This window comes from Lentzea xerophila (genome assembly GCF_051094245.1).
Taxonomy (GTDB): domain Bacteria; phylum Actinomycetota; class Actinomycetes; order Mycobacteriales; family Pseudonocardiaceae; genus Lentzea; species Lentzea xerophila.
This window is the reverse complement of record NZ_CP194934.1, coordinates 2,571,305-2,588,511: the sequence shown is the minus strand read 5'-3', so window position 1 is coordinate 2,588,511 and position 17,207 is coordinate 2,571,305. Positions and strand designations below refer to the sequence as shown.

Here is a 17,207-nt window from a genome sequence, read left to right as displayed (position 1 = left end):
GCGACCCAGCCGGGGGCAGCCCGATGACCGCCACCGCCGTCGCGCCCGCCCGCCGCACCGCGGCCCACCGCCTGTCCACCAGGGTCGGCCGCTTCCGCGAGCTCGGCATCCTCGTGGCACTGGCCCTCGTCGTCATCCCCACGGCGATCGTGAACCCGCGGTTCATCCAGCCACAGAGCCTGCGCGACCTCCTGCTCAACGCCTCGATCGTCGCGCTGCTGGCCGTGGGCCAGACCCTCGTGGTCATCACCCGCAACGTCGACCTGTCCGTCGGCTCGGTCCTCGGCCTGTCCGCCTTCCTCACCGCGCAGCAGTTCGCCGACCACCCCGGCACCCCGCTCGTCGCCGGCATCGGCTTCGGTGTCGCGGTGGGCCTCGCGTGCGGCCTGCTCAACGGCCTGCTGGTGGCGCTCGGCAACGTGCCCAGCCTCGTCGTCACCCTCGGCACGCTCTACGTGTTCCGCGGCGTCGACTACGCACTGGCCCAAGGCCAGCAGGTCAACGCGGCAAACCTTCCGGACGCGCTGCTGAATCTCGGCAGCAGCCGCGTCCTCGGCGTCCCGGTGCTCGTGCTGATCACCGTCGTGGTCATCGTGGTCGCGGCCGTCTACCTCCGTTCCTACCGTTCCGGCCGCGAGCTGTACGCGATCGGCTCGAACCCCGAAGCCGCCACCCTCGCTGGCATCCCGGTGGCCAAGCGGACACTCACCACGTTCGTCCTTTCCGGACTGGTCGCGGGTCTTGCCGGAGCGTTGTGGGTGGCCCGCTACGGCACGGTCGACGCCGCGGCCGGCACCGGTCTGGAGCTCCAGGTCGTCGCCGCGGTCGTGGTCGGCGGTGTCGCGATCTTCGGCGGGTCCGGCACGGTCGCCGGCGCGGCCCTCGGCGCGCTGCTGCTGGCCACGATCACCAGTTGCCTGGTGGTGCTGCAGATTCCCGCGTTCTGGCAGCAGGCCATCGCGGGCGCGCTCCTGCTCAGCGCCATCACCGTCGACCGGCTCCTGGCGCTGCGGCTCGCGAAGGCCCTGCGCACCTCGGAAGGGACCAGCCATGCGTAACCTCCTGCGGTGGGAGACCGCGCTGGTGTTCCTGCTGATCGTCGTGGCCCTGACCGGTCAGGTCAGCACGGACGGCTCGTTCCTGTCCGGCGGCAACCTCTTCTACCTCGGCCTCGACATCGGCGAGATCGCGCTGATCGCCCTCCCGCTGACACTGGTGATCGTCGCGGGTGAGATCGACCTGTCCGTCGCGTCGGTGCTGGGGCTGTCCAGCGCGCTGATCGGCTGGCTGTGGACCGCGGGCTGGTCGCTCGAGACCATCCTGCCGACGGTCATCGTGGCCGGCGCGGTGTGCGGGGCGGTCAACGGCCTGCTGGTCACGCGGCTCGGCCTGCCGTCGCTGGCGGTCACCATCGGCACGCTCGCGCTCTACCGCGGGCTCGCGCTGGTCGTCCTGGGCGACACGGCAGTCGCGGACTTCCCGGCGAGCTACACGTCGTTCGGCACGACACCGTTGCCGGGCACGAACATCCCGTACCCGATCGTGCTGGCCGCGGTCCTCGCGGTCCTGTTCGGCGTCGCGTTGCACGCCAGCTCGTTCGGCCGGTCCGTCTACGCGATCGGCGCCAACGAGGAGGGCGCGCGCTTCTCCGGCATCCGGGTCAAGCGCGTGAAGCTGACCCTGTTCGTGCTCGCCGGGGCGGTCGCCGCCATCGCGGGCATCGTCTACACGTTCCGCTTCTCCAGTGCCCGCGCGGACAACGGCGTCGGGCTCGAACTGGCCGTCGTCGCCGCCGTGCTGCTCGGCGGCGTGTCCATCTTCGGCGGCAAGGGATCGCTCTTCGGTGTGCTCGCGGGCGTGCTGTTGCTGGGCGGTCTGCGCAACCTGTTGATCCTGCAGGACACCTCCACCGAGGTCCTCACCATCGTCACCGGGCTCCTGCTGTTGGTGAGCGTCCTCGCACCTTCCATCACCCGTCGCGTTGGAAGCCTAAGGAAGGCAACACCATGAACACACGGCTAGTGCTCGCCCTGGTGATGTCCGGGACCGTCGCGCTCACCGCCTGCGGTGGTGGCACCACCAGGGACAGCGCGGGCGACCAGACCGGCGGCGCCACCAACGCCGCCAAGGGCGACCCCAACGCGCCCCTCAAAGAGGGTCTGAAGATCACGTTCCTGCCCAAGCAGGTCAACAACCCGTACTTCACCGTGGCGCAGAAGGGTGCGGAGAACGCGGGCACGGCGATCAAGGCCGAGGTCAAGGCCACCGGTCCGTCCGACGCCGCCGCCTCCTCTCAGGTCACCTACATCAACACCGCCGCGCAGCAGAAGCAGGACGCGCTGGTGATCTCCGCGAACGATGCCAACGCCGTCGCGCCCGCGCTGAAGACCGCGCGCTCGCAGGGGTTGAAGGTCGTCACGTTCGACTCCGACGCCGCGCCGGACGCCAGGGACGTCTTCATCAACCAGGCGACCTCGAACGAGATCGCCGCCGGCCAGGTGAAGCTGATCTCCGAGGCGGTCGGCGGCAGCGGTGAGATCGCGATCCTCTCCGCGACCCCCAACGCCACCAACCAGAACGCGTGGATCGAGGTCATGAAGACCGAGCTCGCGAAGCCCGAGTACGCGGGTCTCAAACTCGTGGAGACCGCGTACGGCAACGACGACGACCAGACGTCGTTCCAGAAGACCCAGGGGCTGCTGCAGGCACACCCGAACCTCAAGGGCATCATCTCGCCGACCACCGTCGGTGTCGCCGCGGCCGCCCGCTACCTCAGCTCGTCGGAGTACAAGGGCAAGGTCCAGCTGACCGGTCTGGGCACGCCGAACCAGATGCGCAAGTTCGTCCAGGACGGCACGGTGAAGTCGTTCGCGCTGTGGGACCCGAGCAAGCTCGGCTACCTCGCCACGTACACCGCCGCCGCGCTCGCGTCCGGGCAGATCACCGGTGCGGAGGGCGAGAAGTACAAGGCGGGTGACCTCGGCGAGTACACGGTCGGCGCCAAGGGCGAGGTCGTGCTCGGCCCGCCGACGGTGTTCACCAAGGACAACATCGACCAGTTCGACTTCTGACGTGCGCGTCTGCTTCACCCTGCGAGTCCGGCCGGATCGGCTGGACGAGTACAGGGCGCGGCACCGCGACGTGTGGCCCGAGATGCGGGCCGCCCTCAGCGAGGCGGGATGGCACAACTACTCCCTCTTCCTCGCCGGGGACGGCCTGCTGGTCGGCTACCTCGAATGCGACGACTTCGACGCGGCGCTGGCGCGGATGGCGCGCACCGAGGTGAACGCGCGCTGGCAGTCCGAGATGGCGGAGTTCTTCGTCGGCGACGGCAACGCCGACGAACGGATGCGGCCGCTCGACGAGGTCTTCCGCCTCGACTGATGCTTTGGGGAGAACAATGAGTGTGAAGGACGCGTTGCGCGAGCAGCGGATCGAGACGCCGTCGTGGGCGTACGCGAACTCCGGCACCCGGTTCAAGGTGTTCGCGCAGCAGGGAGTTCCGCGCACGCCGTACGAGAAGATCGACGACGCGGCGGTGGTGCACCGGCTCACCGGGGTCGCGCCGACGGTCGCGTTGCACATCCCGTGGGACAAGGTCGACGACTACGGCAAGCTCGCTTCCTACGCGCGGGATCGTGGCGTCGCGCTCGGTGCCATCAACTCCAACGTGTTCCAGGACGACGACTACAAGCTCGGCAGCGTCTGCCACCCGGATCCGGCGGTGCGGCGCAAGGCCATCGGGCACCTGCTCGAGTGCGTCGACATCATGGACCAGACGGGGTCGCGCGACCTCAAGCTGTGGTTCGCCGACGGGCTCAACTATCCCGGCCAGGACAACATCCGCGCCCGCCAGGACCGTTTGGCCGAGGCGTTGCACGAGACCTACGACCGGCTCGGCCCGGACCAGCGGATGTTGTTGGAGTACAAGCTCTTCGAGCCCGCCTTCTACACGACCGACGTGCCGGACTGGGGCACCGCGTACGCGCACTGCCTGGAACTGGGCGAGCGGGCGCAGGTCGTGATCGACACCGGGCACCACGCTCCCGGCACGAACATCGAGTTCATCGTGTCGTTCCTGTTGCGCGCGGGGAAGCTCGGCGCGTTCGACTTCAACTCGCGCTTCTACGCCGACGACGACCTGATGGTGGGGGCGGCGGACCCGTTCCAGCTGTTCCGGATCATGCACGAGATCGTGCTGGCCGACGCGCTCAAGCCGGCGGCGGGGATCGCGTTCATGCTGGACCAGTGCCACAACCTGGAGGCGAAGATCCCGGCGATCATCCGCTCGGTGCTGAACGTCCAGGAGGCCACGGCGAAGGCGCTGCTCGTCGACCGGGAGGAGCTGTCGGCGGCTCAGCAGGCCGGTGACGTGCTCGCCGCGAACGGCGCGTTGATGGACGCCTACAACACCGACGTACGGCCGCTGCTGCGGGAACTGCGCGACGAGATGGGTCTCGACCCCGACCCGATGGCCGCGTACCGGCGGTCCGGGTACGCCGAGCGGATCGTCCGGGAACGAGTCGGCGGCGAGGCCGCCGGGTGGGGTGCGTGATGGGCCAGGTCGAAGCGTTGCTGGGCCGGAGCAACCGGCTCGGCGCGGATCCCCGCAACACGAACTACGCGGGTGGGAACACCTCCGCCAAGGGCTCCGAGGTCGACCCGGTGACCGGGCGGCCCGTGGACCTGATGTGGGTGAAGGGGTCCGGCGGCGATCTGGGCACGTTGCGGGAGGCCGGGCTCGCGGTGCTGCGACTCGACCGGTTGCGTGCGTTGACCGAGGTCTATCCCGGGGTCGACCGCGAGGACGAGATGGTCGCCGCGTTCGACTTCTGCCTGCACGGCAAGGGCGGCGCGGCACCGTCGATCGACACGGCCATGCACGGCCTCGTGGACGCGGCACACGTCGACCACCTGCACCCGGACGCCGGCATCGCGTTCGCGACCGCCGCGGACGGCGAGGCGCTGGTCAAGGCGTGCTTCGGCGACCGCGTGGCGTGGGTGCCGTGGCGGCGGCCCGGTTTCCAGCTGGGGCTGGACATCGCGGCGATCAAGCGCGACCACCCGCAGGCGATCGGCGTGGTCCTGGGCGGTCACGGCATCACCGCGTGGGGTGCGACGAGCGAGGAGTGCGAGGCGCACTCGCTGGAGATCATCCAGACCGCCCAGCGCTACCTGGACGAGCACGGTCGCGCCGAACCGTTCGGGCCGGTGGTCCACCCTCCGCTGTCCACTGAGGACCGGCGTGCGCGCGCCGCCGAGCTGGCACCGGTGATCCGGGGCCTGGCCTCGACGGACAGCCCGCAGGTCGGCCACTTCACCGACTCCGGCGAGGTGCTCGACTTCCTGTCGCGTGAACGGCATCCGGACCTGGCCGCGCTCGGCACCTCGTGCCCTGACCACTTCCTGCGCACCAAGGTCCGTCCGCTGGTGGTCGACCTGCCGCCCACGGCGTCGCTGGAAGACGTCGTGGAACGGTTGCGGCACCTGCACGCCGCGTACCGCGAGGACTACCGGGCCTACTACGAGCGGCACGCCGAACGGGACAGCCCGCCGATGCGCGGCGCCGACCCGGCCATCGTGCTCGTGCCGGGCGTCGGAATGTTCAGCTTCGGCGCGAACAAGCAGACCGCGCGGGTCGCCGGCGAGTTCTACGTGAACGCCATCAACGTGATGCGCGGCGCCGAGTCGGTCTCCCGGTACGCGCCGATCGGGGAACGGGAGAAGTTCCGCATCGAGTACTGGGCGCTCGAAGAGGCCAAGTTGCAACGCATGCCGAAGCCCAAGCCGCTCGCCACCCGCGTCGCGCTCGTCACCGGCGGCGGATCGGGCATCGGCCGGGCGATCGCTCGACGTCTCGCGGCTGAAGGCGCTTGTGTCGTCGTCGCGGACCGCGATGGTGACAGCGCGCGTGAGGTCGCCGAGGGAATCGGTTCGGCGGACGTGGCGGTGCCGGTGACCGTCGACGTCACCGACCCTTCCGGCATCGTCGAGGCGTTCCACGTCGCCGCGCTCGCGTTCGGCGGCGTGGACCTGGTGGTCAACAACGCCGGTCTGTCGATCTCCAAGCCGCTCGCGGAGACCACCGAGGCCGACTGGGACCTCCAGCACGACGTGATGGCCAAGGGCTCGTTCCTGGTGTCACAGCAGGCGGCCAAGGTCATGCGCGCTCAGGGCATGGGCGGCGACATCGTCTACATCTCCAGCAAGAACGCGGTGTTCGCCGGCCCGAACAACGTCGCGTACGGGGCGGCCAAGGCGAACCAGGCGCACCAGGTCCGGTTGCTCGCCGCGGAACTCGGCGCCGACGGCATCCGGGTCAACGGCATCAACCCGGACGGCGTGGTCCGCGGCTCCGGCATCTTCGCCGGTGGCTGGGGCGCCCAGCGCGCGGCTGTCTACGGCGTGCCCGAGGAGGAACTCGGCGCGTTCTACGCCCAGCGCACGCTGCTCAAGCGCGAGGTATTGCCCGAGCACGTCGCTGCCGCGGTGTTCGCGCTGACGGCGGGCGACCTGTCCCTCACGACCGGCCTGCACGTGCCGGTCGACGCCGGTGTGGCCGCGGCATTCCTGCGATGACAACGGTTGCGGCGGTCGACCTCGGCGCGTCCAGCGGCCGCGTGGTGCGCGGGGTCGTCAGCGACGGCACCGTACGCATCGAGGAGGTGCACCGGTTCGCCAACGGGCCGGTGCACTCCGGTGATCGGCTGCACTGGGACCTGCGCGGCCTGTACCGGGAGATCCTCGCCGGGCTGCGCCTGGCCGGCGGGGTCGACAGCATCGGCATCGACAGCTGGGCGGTCGACTACGGCTTGCTGGACGCCTCCGGTGAGCTGCTCGGCGAACCCGTGCACTACCGCGACTCCCGCACCGAGGGCATCAAGCCCGAGGACGGCCTGTACGAGGTCAACGGGTTGCAGTTCCAGCCGTTCAACACGATGTTCCAGCTGATGGCGGAACCGCTGCTGCCCCAGGCCTCCCAGCTCCTGCTGATCCCCGACCTGCTCTCCTACTGGCTCACCGGCGAACGCGGCGCCGAGTACACCAACGCCACCACCACGGGCCTGATCGATGTCCGAACAGGACGGTGGTCGCCCGAGCTCACCCGCGATCTCCCGCCCGGCCTGCTGCCGGACCTGCGCCACCCCGGCGACGCCGCGGGCTCCTGGAACGGCATCCCGGTCACGGCGGTCGGCTCGCACGACACCGCGTCCGCCGTAGTCGCCGTGCCCGCCGAGACGGACCGGTTCGCCTACATCTCGTGCGGCACCTGGTCGCTGGTCGGCGTCGAACTCGGCTCCCCGGTGCTCACGGCCGAAAGCAGGGCCGCCAACTTCACCAACGAGGGCGGCGTCGACGGCACGATCCGCTACCTCCGCAACGTGATGGGCCTGTGGCTGCTGCAGGAATGCCTCCGGACCTGGCGGGCGGACCTGGAACCGTTGCTGCGGGAGGCGTCGAACGCGACCGGTTCGACGTTCGATCCCAACGACCCGGTGTTCCTCCCGCCCGGCGACATGCCCGCCCGGATCGAGCGATGGTGTGGGAGGAGCATGACCCGGCCGGAGGTCGTCCGCTCCATCCTGGATAGTCTCGCCCTGGCCCACCGCGACGCCATCGCGGACGCGCAACGGTTGTCCGGCAAGGAAGTCGAGGTCGTGCACGTCGTCGGCGGCGGCTCGCACAACGCGTTGTTGTGCCAGCTCACCGCGGACGCGTGCGGGCTGCCCGTGGTGGCGGGACCGGCGGAGGCCACGGCCTTGGGCAACGTTCTGGTGCAGGCCCGAGCCGCGGGGGCCGTCGAAGGCACTCTCGCCGATCTCCGGAAACTGGTAGGAAGGTCGCAGCCGCTCCAGCGTTATCTGCCCCGCTGACGAAAGGACGGCACAGATGCGCAGGCGCTCCTTCCTCGGCCTGGCCGCCACCGGCGTTCTCACCCCCGCCGTGGCCCAGGCCCGGATCCCCCGCCGAACCCGCTGGGTGACCACCTGGGCGGCCATGCCCCAGCTCACCGAACCGCACAACATGCCACCGGCACCCTTCACCCAGGACGGGCTGGTGCTGGCGGACGCGACACTGCGCCAGACGGTCCGGGTCACCACCGGCGGAAAGCGCATGCGGTTGCGCTTCAGCAACGCGTTCGGCGGCGCGGTGCTCCCGCTCACCGCGGTCACCGTCGCGCTGCCGAAAGACGGCCGCGCGGGCACCGGCGCGATCCAGCCGGGCACGACGCGCCGGGTCACGTTCAACGGCAGGCCCTACGCGGACGTCCCGACGGGCGCGCTGGTCGTGTCCGACCCGCTGGACTTCCCGTTGGCGCCCGGAACGAACCTCACGGTCACGGCCTACCTCGCGCACGGTCAGGCGTCCGGCGAGATCACCTCGCACCCCGGCTCCCGCACCACGTCTCACCTCCTCACCGGCCACCACACCGAGGCGGCGGATCTGCCGGGATCCACCCCCACCGACCACTGGTACTTCCTCAGCGGCGTCGAGGTGCAGTCCTCGTCGGACGCCGTGGTGGTGATCGGCGACTCGCTGACCGACGGCCGCGGCTCCACCACCAACGGCAACGACCGCTGGCCCGACCTGCTCTTCGACCGCCTGCGCGGCAGGGAGATCTCGGTGCTCAACCAGGCCGCGGGCGGCAACCGGGTGCTCGCCGACGGCCTCGGCCCGAACGTGCTGGCGCGCCTCGACCGCGACCTGCTCGCGCAGAGCGGGGTCAGGTGGCTGATCCTGTTCGAGGGCGTCAACGACATCGGCACGGCCGAACCGGCGGAACTCGCCCAGAAAACGGTCGCCGAGGACCTGATCGCCGCCTACCAGCAGGTCGTCGACCGAGCGCAGGCGCACGACATCAAGGTCTTCGGCGCGACGCTGCTCCCGTTCGGCGGCCACGGCTACGACGATCCCGGCGGTGTCCGCGAGTCCGCGCGGCAGACCGTGAACCATTGGATCCGCACAAGCAGACGGTTCGACGCCGTGCTCGACTTCGACGCCGTCGTGCGGGATCCCGCGAGTCCGCGGCGGCTGCTGCCGGCCGCGGACGTCGGGGACCACCTGCACCTGAACCCGGCGGGCTACCGGATGCTCGCCGAGTCGGTTCCGCTCAGGCTGTTCCGCTGAACGTCCAGCGCCCGTGCGGCACGGTCACCGCCGAGGAGCCGGGAACGTGCACCTCGGCGGTGGACCCCACCGGCACCTCGACGGTGAGCCGCAGCACCCCGTCGACCTTCGCCCACGCCACCTCGATCCGTCCGCGCACGCTCTCGAACTCGTACCGCGCCCAGGACACCCCGTTGGTGGCGTTGGGCTTGACCGTGAACGTCCGGTAGCCCGCGTCACCCGGCCGCAGCCCGGCGACGTGCTCGTACAGCCACTGTACGAGCGTGCCCTTGAAGTAGTGGTTGCGTGAGCGCGTGCCGGTGTCCCACATCTCCCACATGGTGTCGGCGCCGTTGGAGAACCAGTGGCCCCAGCTCGGATACGACCGCTCGGTGGCCATCGCGTGCGCCACGTCAGCGTGCCCGTTGTCGCTCAACGCCTGCAGCAGCACGCTGGCGCCGAGACAGCCGACGTTGACGTGGTTGCCGTTCGCCCGGACCTCGGCGGCGAGCTTGTCCGCCACGGTCTGGACCGACCCGGCGGGCACCATGCCGAACGCGAGCGGGATCGCGTTGGAGGTCTGCCGGTAGCCGGGGTCCTTGGCCGTGCGGTAATAGCCGTCGAGGAACGTCTTGTTGAACGCTGACAACAGGGTCGCCGCAACCTCGCGGTAGCGGGGCACGGGCTTGCCGATCACGTCACCGAGTTCGGCGGTGTGCAGCAGCGCGCGGTACAGGTACGCCGTCGCGGTCAGCCGGGTGTCCTCCGGTGGGATGCCACCGGAGCCGGGCGGCAGGAAGTCGCCGAGCGCGGTGACCGCGAGACCGTCCCGCAGCCTGCCGATCTCCCAGTCCAGGTACCGGGTGAGCACCGGCCAGTGCTGCGCGGGCAGCCGGTCGTCGCCGTAGACGCGGTACATCTCCCGCAGCACGAACGGGTAGACGGTCGTCCACTCGGGAGCGGGCGCGAGCTCGCGGTAGCCCCAGCCGCCGCTCGGCACGATCACCGGGAGCTGGCCGGCCGCGTCCTGGCTGTCCGCGAGGTCGCCGAGCCACTTGGTGAAGAACTTCGCCATGCCGAACTCGGCCAGCATCGACGGGGCACCGACCTGCGCGTCACCCGTCCAGCCGTTCTTCTCGTAGGTCGGGGTGTCGGTCGGGATGCCGTGCAGGTTGTTCACGACCGTGCGGCGCATCGCGGCGTCGTACTGTTCGTACAACGGTTCGGAGCAGCGGAAAGTGCTGGCCCGCGGGACGTCCGAGTGCACGACGCGGCCGACCAGGTCCGGCGCGGCGGCCAGGCCGGTCACCTCGACGTAGCGGAAGCCCTTGTAGGAGAACTTCGGCTCCCAGGTCTCCGTTCCGCCGGCGCACACGTACTCGTCCACCTGGATGCGACTGCCGGTGACGTGCCCGTTCTCCATCTTCACGGTGCCGTCGGAGTTCAGCGTCTCACCGTGCTTCAACCGCACCACGGTGCCCGCCGGGGCGGTGACGGTCAACTGCGTCCAGCCGGACATCGTGCGGCCCATGTCGGCCACGAACACGCCGGGTTTCGGACTGGTGACCGCCGCCGGCGTGACCGACTCGACGACGCGGATCGGTTCGTGCTCCTGGGCTTTCAGCGTGCCCTTCGGGGCGGGCCTGATCGTCGTGCGCTGCCACTTGGTGTCGTCGAAACCCGGTTTCGTCCAGTCGCGCGGGGCGAGGCGGGCGTCGTAGGTCTCGCCGGTGTAGAGCGAGTTCGACACGGTCGGGCCGTCGGTCAGGCGCCACTGGTCGTCGGAGGTGATGGTGGTGCGCGTGCCGTCCGGGTGGTCGATCTCCAGCTGTGCCAGCAGTTTCGGCTCGTCGTGCCACGGCGGGCGCTCCCACCGCCACACGTTCGGCGTCTTCATGCCGTAGAAGCCGCGGCCCAGCGTCACGCCGATGGCGTTGCGGCCGCTGCGGACCAGCCTGGTGACGTCGTGCGTCGCGTAGAGGACGGTGTTGTCGTAGTCGGTGAAACCGGGGTCGAGCACCCGGTCGCCGACGCGGCGGCCGTTGATCTCGGTCTCGTGGTACGCGAGGCCGCTGACGTAGAGCCGGGCGCGCCTCACCGGCTTGCTCAGGGTGAACTCCCTGCGCAGCAACGGTGCCGGCTGCTCCTTCACCGTGACGTTCTGGCCCCACGGACCCTGGCCGTACGGGTTGAGCACCGTCGCCGCGGCCCACGCCGAGTCGTCGAACTCCGACGTCTGCCAACCGGGTTGCTCGGTCTCGGCCACCTTCCAGCCGGGGCCGGTGACGATCTCGCGCTGACCGTCCGAGAGGTCGACGAAGAGCCTGAGGAGGAGTCCGGCCGGGCCCGCTGACCTGTTGGTGGCCCGCGCGGCCAGCACGACGCGCCTGCCCACCAGATGGGTGACATCGGCGCGTTGGCCGACCTTCCAGACGTCGACCTGCTCCGGCACGTGCAGAACTTCGGACCCGTTGACGTACAACGTGAAGTCGTCGTCCGCGGTCGCGACGAGCCGCGCCCGGACCGCGTCCGCCGGGAGGTCGACCGAGGTGCGGAACCACCGGCTCTCCGCCGCCGTCGAGGCCGACCAGATCCAGGAGGCACCGGCGAAGGTGATCGACGTGTCCGCGGCACCGATCCAGCGTGCCTGCCACGGCGTGCCGAGCAGGGCCGTCTCCCACCAGTTCGTGGTGCTCCACGGCGACGGCCGGTTCGCGCCGTCCCACACCCGCACGCGCCAGTGGTAACGCGTCCGGGGCTTGAGTTCCTTGCCGCCGAACGGAATCCCCGCGGTGCGGTCGGAGACGACCCGGCCGGACCGCCACACGTCCGCGCGCCCGGGAGCGGTACCGACCTCGACCTGGTAGGCGGTCTGCCGGGCGCCGGTGCCGCCGGCCTCGAGCACCCAGCCGAGCCGGGGCACGGTGACATCGGTGCCCAGCAACGTTTCCGCGTACTCGACGGTCGTGCGCACCACGCGCATCCCGCCGGCCTTCTCCTCCGGCGCGGCGTGCGCCACCCCTGCCGGGAGCGCCGTGGCGGTCAGCCCGACCGCCGATGTCCTGAGGAACACCCGTCTGCGCACGTCGCCTCCACCTTCATCGCTGGATGAAACGTTTCAATCACGTCGGCGACGCCCAGCGTGTTGGTTGCGTGGAAGCGTGTCAAGGCAGACGACAACAGGCTGTCCGCAATCGGACAGCCTGTTGAATCGTTTAAACCCGTGGTCAGCCCGTCGTGCAGGTGCTCCCGTTGAGTGTGAACGACGACGGCGCCGGGTTGGAGCCGCTGTACGTGCCGTTGAACCCGATGTTCGTCGACGCGTCCGGCGCGAGAGTGCCGTTCCACGTCAGGTTGGTCGCGGTGACGCCGGCGCCGGACTGGGCGAAGGCCGCACCCCATCCCGGCAAGGTCACCTTCTGGCCGTTCGCGTAGCTGAAGCCCAGGGTCCAGCCGTTGATCGCGCTGGTGCCCGTGTTCGTGATGGTGACGCTCGCGGTGAAACCGTTACCACCGCCCCAGTTCTGAGCGGAGTAGCCGACCTTGCACGTGCCGGTGCCACCGCCCGCGCTCGTGGTCGCCGTGCCGATGCCGGAGAGGGCCGAGACGTTGCCGGCCGCGTCCTTCGCGCGCACCTGGTACCGGTAGGTGGTCGACGGCGTCAGACCGCTGTCGGCTAACGACGTCGTCGCCGTCGAGCCGACCTGGACGAACGACCCGCTGCCCACGGCGCGGAGCACGTCGTAGCCGGTGACACCGACGTTGTCGGTCGACGCGGTCCAGTTCAGCGTGAGGCCGGTCGACGTCACGCCCGAGGCCGCCGGAGTGCCCGGCGTGGACGGAGCCTCGGTGTCGACGGGGCCGCCACCGCCGTAGATGGTGGCCTCCTTCGAGGTCTGGCGAACACCGTTGGCGCCGTTGAGGAACCGCTCACCCCACGACGTGAGGCTCGCCGGGTTGAAGGAGTTGACCATGTCGAGGTAGCCGACGTCGCTGCTGTTGCCGCTCCACGACCACCCGAGGTAACCGAGGCCCCGTGCCTGCGCCTGGGCCATGATCGTGTCCTCGTCCGGGTCACCGTCGCTGTGGTTGTGCCCGAACTCCCCCACCACCAACGGCAGGCCCGCGGTCCGGAACGCGTCGAAGTACGCGTTGACCTTCTCCCCGGTGTTGTAGACGCCATACATGTGGATGGAGAACACGGTGTTGCGCAGCGGATCGGCGTTCAGCACCGACGCCGCGTTGTCGCGCATGATGTTGCCCCAGTCCTGGCCCCACATCGGCGCGTCGGCCATCAACAGGTGTTGCAGCCCGGCACCGCGCAGGCGACTGATCGCGCTGCTCGTCGCACTCGCCCAGGTGGCGCTCACCTGGGCGTTGTTGCCGAAAGGCTCGTTGCCGAGGTTGATGACTACGTAGTTCTCCTGGCCCTTGAGCGCGTTCGCCACGCTGATCCAGTAGGTCGCCGCCTGGTCCAGCGTCGCGGCCCCGCTCTGCTCGCCGTACCCCGTGGTGTCGTGCACCTCCAGCACGCAGATCAGCTTGGACTGCTTGCACAGCGAGACGACGCTCGACACCTCGGCGGCCGGCGTCGGGCCCCAGCGCTGGCCGCTGCCGAGCACGACGCGAACCGTGTTGGCACCGAAGGACTTGATGTCCGCGAAGGCTCTCGTCTGGCTCTGGTACCAGACGTGTGCGTGGTTCACACCGCGCATCACGAAGGCGGCGCCGTTCGCCTCGACGACCCGACTGCCCTCGACGTGCAGACCCACCGCCGCCGGGGGTTGCGCGCCCAGCGCCGACACCACGGCCGGGTACCAGCGGCTCGCGATCTTCTGGATGCCGGTGGAGCTGTTCGGGTGGACGCCGTCGGTGGTGTCGGCCGCCGTGTCGAACCCGGTCCACTGGTCCACCACCGTGATGGGTGAGGCCATGGTGCTGTTCGCCCGCGCCCAGCCGGGGATCGCCGCGTTCAGGTCGATCACCCGCTGCCCGCAGGCCGCGCAGTTCGACGGGTTCATCGGGATGATCTGGGCCACGACCAGCTTGATCGCGGGATTGCTCGCCCGCATCTGACCGAGCATCGTGGTGTAGGCGTTCAGGATCGTGCTCGCGGGGATATTGCTCCAGACGTCGTTGGTGCCGAGGTGCATCAGGACGACGTCAGGACGTGCCGACGACAGCCAGCCGGGCAACTTGTTGTCCCGCACGATGTTGGTCGCCAGGATTCCGCCGTGGCCCTCGTTCTCGCCGTCGTAGGAGAAACCACAGCCTGGTGCCGGCAGTGAGCCGACGAAGTCGACGCCGGTGTGCCCTGCGTCCTGCAACTGCTTCGCCAGCAACGCCCGCCAGCACCCCGGCGAACCGGTGATGGAGTCACCGAGCGCCATTATCCGCGCGGGGGCGGCGGCGTTCACCGCGGTGGGAGCGATGACCACGCAGGCCGCCAGCAGCAGGCCGGTCACCACCGCTCGGAGAAATCGCAAGGTCACGACGACCTCCTGGGAGGGTTCGACTGGTCTCGAGGGAATTCTGGGAGCGCTCCCAGAACCGGACCTTAGCCAGCCGGTCACCCGACGATACCGCCGAGTGGACCACCGCGCCGGACTGTCCGGTGCGGACAACCGGCTGACGTCGGATTGTCTTGCGGAGCAACGATCGGACACGTTGTCGAACACCTCCGTCGAATTCTCGCGAACGACTTCCGCCGACCGACCAGGCCCCGCGCTCGGCGAGCGCGGGACCCTCCACATCAAAAGCGAAGCTCTGGTGCGGTGGCTGGTTGAGGTCCGGTTCTGGAACGCCACGCCGCCAGGCCGTTTGACGCACCACGGCCCCGCGCGCCCCAGCGCGGGACCCCGATGCCATCACGGCGACGCGAAGCTCGCGTGTGGCGGCTGGTCGTACGCGGTGTTCCGGAACGCCACGCCCACCCGGTGCCGCCTCGCCGCTGACACACCAAGCCTCGCGCTCACAGAGCGCGAGGCCCTCCCCATCACGGCGAGGCGAAGCTCGGGTGCGACGGCTGGTTGTACGCGGTGTTCCGGAACGCCACGCCCACCCGGTGCCGCCTCGCCGCTGACACACCAAGCCTCGCGCTCACAGAGCGCGAGGCCCTCCCCATCACGGCGAGGCGAAGCTCGGGTGCGACGGCTGGTTGTACGCGGTGTTCTGGAACGCCACGCCCACCCGGTACTGCCGGTCCTGCATCAGCGACACCCGCCGGATGGAGGTCGGCTCGGTGGTCGAGTAGATGCGCAGCGCCCGGTTGTCCGAGGTCCGCCAGACCACCTCCTCACGCCAGTCGCCGAGGATGTCGGCGGACAGCGCCGGTGTGGACTTGGTGCCGTTGTTGGACGCCACGCCCGATCCGGTGAGCAGCCTCGTGTCGCCGTTGGGGCCGTACTTGTCGATCGTGGTGCCGTTCAGCAGCTCGCGCTGGGCGTCGCCGTCCCACCAGACCACGAAGTTGATCGAACCCGGCTTGCGCGCGGCGACCTGACCACCCGTGGTGGCGCTGCGCAGGCCGCCCACCGACGCCGACCACGCCTCGGCGCCGGGGTTGCCGGCCCAGACGTCGGCGGCCACCGCCCTGCCGTTGTCGCAGCCGCACGACGGCGCGCTCCAGATGATCTGGCCGGTGCGCGCGTCGCCCATCCAGTGGGTGACGTCGGTGGTCGACTCCGACGGCTTGAAGACTTCTAGGCCCGGCCTGGTCGGAACGAAGTCGCCGACGTGCAACGCGTCGCCGTGGCGGGTGCCGTTCTGCCACAGGCCGCGGCCGTTGTCGTCGATCGTCATCGAGCCGTAGACGATCTCGTCGCGGCCGTCCGCGTCGACGTCGGCCACCGACAGCTGGTGGTTGCCCTTGCCCTCCCAGGCCGCGCGGTTCGACTGGGAGGCCGAGTCGAACGTCCACCGCTGGGTGAGCTGCCCGCCGCGGAAGTCCCACACGGAGATCACGCTGCGGGTGTAGTAGCCGCGCGCCATGACGATGCTCGGCCGCGATCCGTCCACATAGGCCGTTCCGGCCAGGAACCTGTCGACCCGGTTGCCGTAGTTGTCGCCCCACGACGACACGTTCCCGCGCGGTGGCACGTAGTTCTCCGTGTCCAGCACCGCGCCGTCCGTGCCGCGGAACACCGACAGGTACTCCGGGCCGGCCAGGATGTAGCCGCCGCTGTTGCGGTGGTCGGCGCTCGCGTTGCCGATCACCTGGCCGGTGCCCGACCGCGTGCCGTCGGCGGTCTTGACGGCGACCTCGGCCCTGCCGTCACCGTCGTAGTCGAACACCTGGAACTGCGTGTAGTGCGCGCCCGCCCGGATGTTGCGGCCGAGGTCGATCCGCCACAACCTGGTGCCGTTCAGCCGGTACGCGTCCAGGTACACGTTGCCCGTGTAGCCGGACTGCGAGTTGTCCTTGGCGTTGGTGGGGTCCCACTTCAGCACGAGGTCCTGCTCGCCGTCACCGTCGAGGTCGCCGACCGACACGTCGTTCGCCACGTAGGTGTACGCCTCGCCCGACGGCGTCCTCCCGCCGCCGGGGATCTGCAGGGGAACGTCCCTGCTCGTCGCGAGCGTCCCGACGGACCGCGTGGCCGCCGCCGGTTCCACGCCTCCGATCACCGGACGCACCGAGTAGGACGCGGTCGCCGGCGCGCCGGCGTCCAGGTAGCTCGTGGCCGTGGTCACCGGCGTCCGGTTGACCCGCACGCCGTCCCGGTAGACGTTGAACGCCACGTCCGCGGCGTCGGAGCCGAGCAGTCGCCACGACACGAAGTTGCCGGTGCCGTGCACCGACCGGATGCTGACGAGCCCGCGGTCCGCGAGGACCGGTGTCTCGTCCGCCGATGCCGCGACACCGCCCGCGGTGAGAACCACCGCGAGCAGCACCGGGAGTGTTCGGTTGATCTTGCCCATGACACTCGTCCTTCCGTTCAGCATTGAACCGGAAGGTGAAACCGCAGAATTGAAACGTTTCACCGGAAGGTGAGACTAGCGTCGAACAAGTCGAACATGATGCGGTCAATTCTTTCGACGACCTTCGACCACAAAGACAACGGCGCGCATGATCGTCCGATGTAGACGTCTAAGCGCGG

General features: G+C 69.8%; 11 protein-coding genes. 8 read left to right on the top strand and 3 right to left on the bottom strand.

Annotated elements, in window-relative coordinates; translation table 11 throughout:
• Nucleotides 1–23: 23 nt before the first annotated feature.
• The 8 genes from ACRSBM_RS12650 to ACRSBM_RS12615 are packed head-to-tail and all read left to right on the top strand — an operon-like array spanning nt 24 to nt 9,129.
• Complete coding sequence (locus ACRSBM_RS12650) at nt 24–1,058, top strand: ABC transporter permease (protein WP_434443155.1); 1,035 nt, start codon at nt 24–26, stop codon at nt 1,056–1,058.
• Nucleotides 1,051–2,010, top strand: coding sequence for an ABC transporter permease (locus ACRSBM_RS12645; protein ID WP_434443153.1), 960 nt, complete (start codon nt 1,051–1,053; stop codon nt 2,008–2,010). The genes ACRSBM_RS12650 and ACRSBM_RS12645 overlap by 8 nt, the downstream gene beginning before the upstream one ends.
• Complete coding sequence (gene rhaS / locus ACRSBM_RS12640; protein WP_434443151.1) at nt 2,007–3,071, top strand: rhamnose ABC transporter substrate-binding protein; 1,065 nt, start codon at nt 2,007–2,009, stop codon at nt 3,069–3,071. Before ACRSBM_RS12645 ends, rhaS begins: the two co-directional genes overlap by 4 nt.
• A gap of 1 nt (nt 3,072) precedes the next feature.
• Entirely contained in the window at nt 3,073–3,384 is a 312-nt protein-coding gene (locus ACRSBM_RS12635; protein WP_434443150.1) for an L-rhamnose mutarotase, read from the top strand.
• Between the two features lie 16 nt (nt 3,385–3,400).
• Nucleotides 3,401–4,555, top strand: coding sequence for an L-rhamnose isomerase (gene rhaI, locus ACRSBM_RS12630; protein WP_434443148.1), 1,155 nt, complete (start codon nt 3,401–3,403; stop codon nt 4,553–4,555).
• Nucleotides 4,555–6,579 (top strand): bifunctional aldolase/short-chain dehydrogenase, encoded by a 2,025-nt coding sequence (locus ACRSBM_RS12625; protein ID WP_434443146.1) that lies wholly within the window; start codon nt 4,555–4,557, stop codon nt 6,577–6,579. Before rhaI ends, ACRSBM_RS12625 begins: the two co-directional genes overlap by 1 nt.
• Nucleotides 6,576–7,874: a rhamnulokinase gene (locus ACRSBM_RS12620; RefSeq protein WP_434443145.1), complete on the top strand. Its 1,299-nt coding sequence runs from the start codon at nt 6,576–6,578 to the stop codon at nt 7,872–7,874. The genes ACRSBM_RS12625 and ACRSBM_RS12620 overlap by 4 nt, the downstream gene beginning before the upstream one ends.
• Nucleotides 7,875–7,890: 16 nt before the next feature.
• Complete coding sequence (locus ACRSBM_RS12615) at nt 7,891–9,129, top strand: GDSL-type esterase/lipase family protein (protein ID WP_434443143.1); 1,239 nt, start codon at nt 7,891–7,893, stop codon at nt 9,127–9,129.
• Here ACRSBM_RS12615 and ACRSBM_RS12610 read toward each other — a convergent pair.
• The 3 genes from ACRSBM_RS12610 to ACRSBM_RS12600 all read right to left on the bottom strand — a co-directional run bounded on the left by ACRSBM_RS12610 (nt 9,113) and on the right by ACRSBM_RS12600 (nt 17,028).
• Nucleotides 9,113–12,193, bottom strand: a complete 3,081-nt coding sequence (locus ACRSBM_RS12610; RefSeq protein WP_434443141.1) for a family 78 glycoside hydrolase catalytic domain — start codon at nt 12,191–12,193, stop codon at nt 9,113–9,115. The genes ACRSBM_RS12615 and ACRSBM_RS12610 overlap by 17 nt on opposite strands.
• A gap of 142 nt (nt 12,194–12,335) precedes the next feature.
• A complete protein-coding gene (locus tag ACRSBM_RS12605; protein ID WP_434443139.1) occupies nt 12,336–14,600 on the bottom strand; it encodes a cellulase family glycosylhydrolase in 2,265 nt (754 codons plus the stop codon).
• Nucleotides 14,601–15,231: 631 nt separating this feature from the next.
• Nucleotides 15,232–17,028, bottom strand: a complete 1,797-nt coding sequence (locus ACRSBM_RS12600) for a rhamnogalacturonan lyase (RefSeq protein ID WP_434443138.1) — start codon at nt 17,026–17,028, stop codon at nt 15,232–15,234.
• Nucleotides 17,029–17,207: the final 179 nt, after the last annotated feature.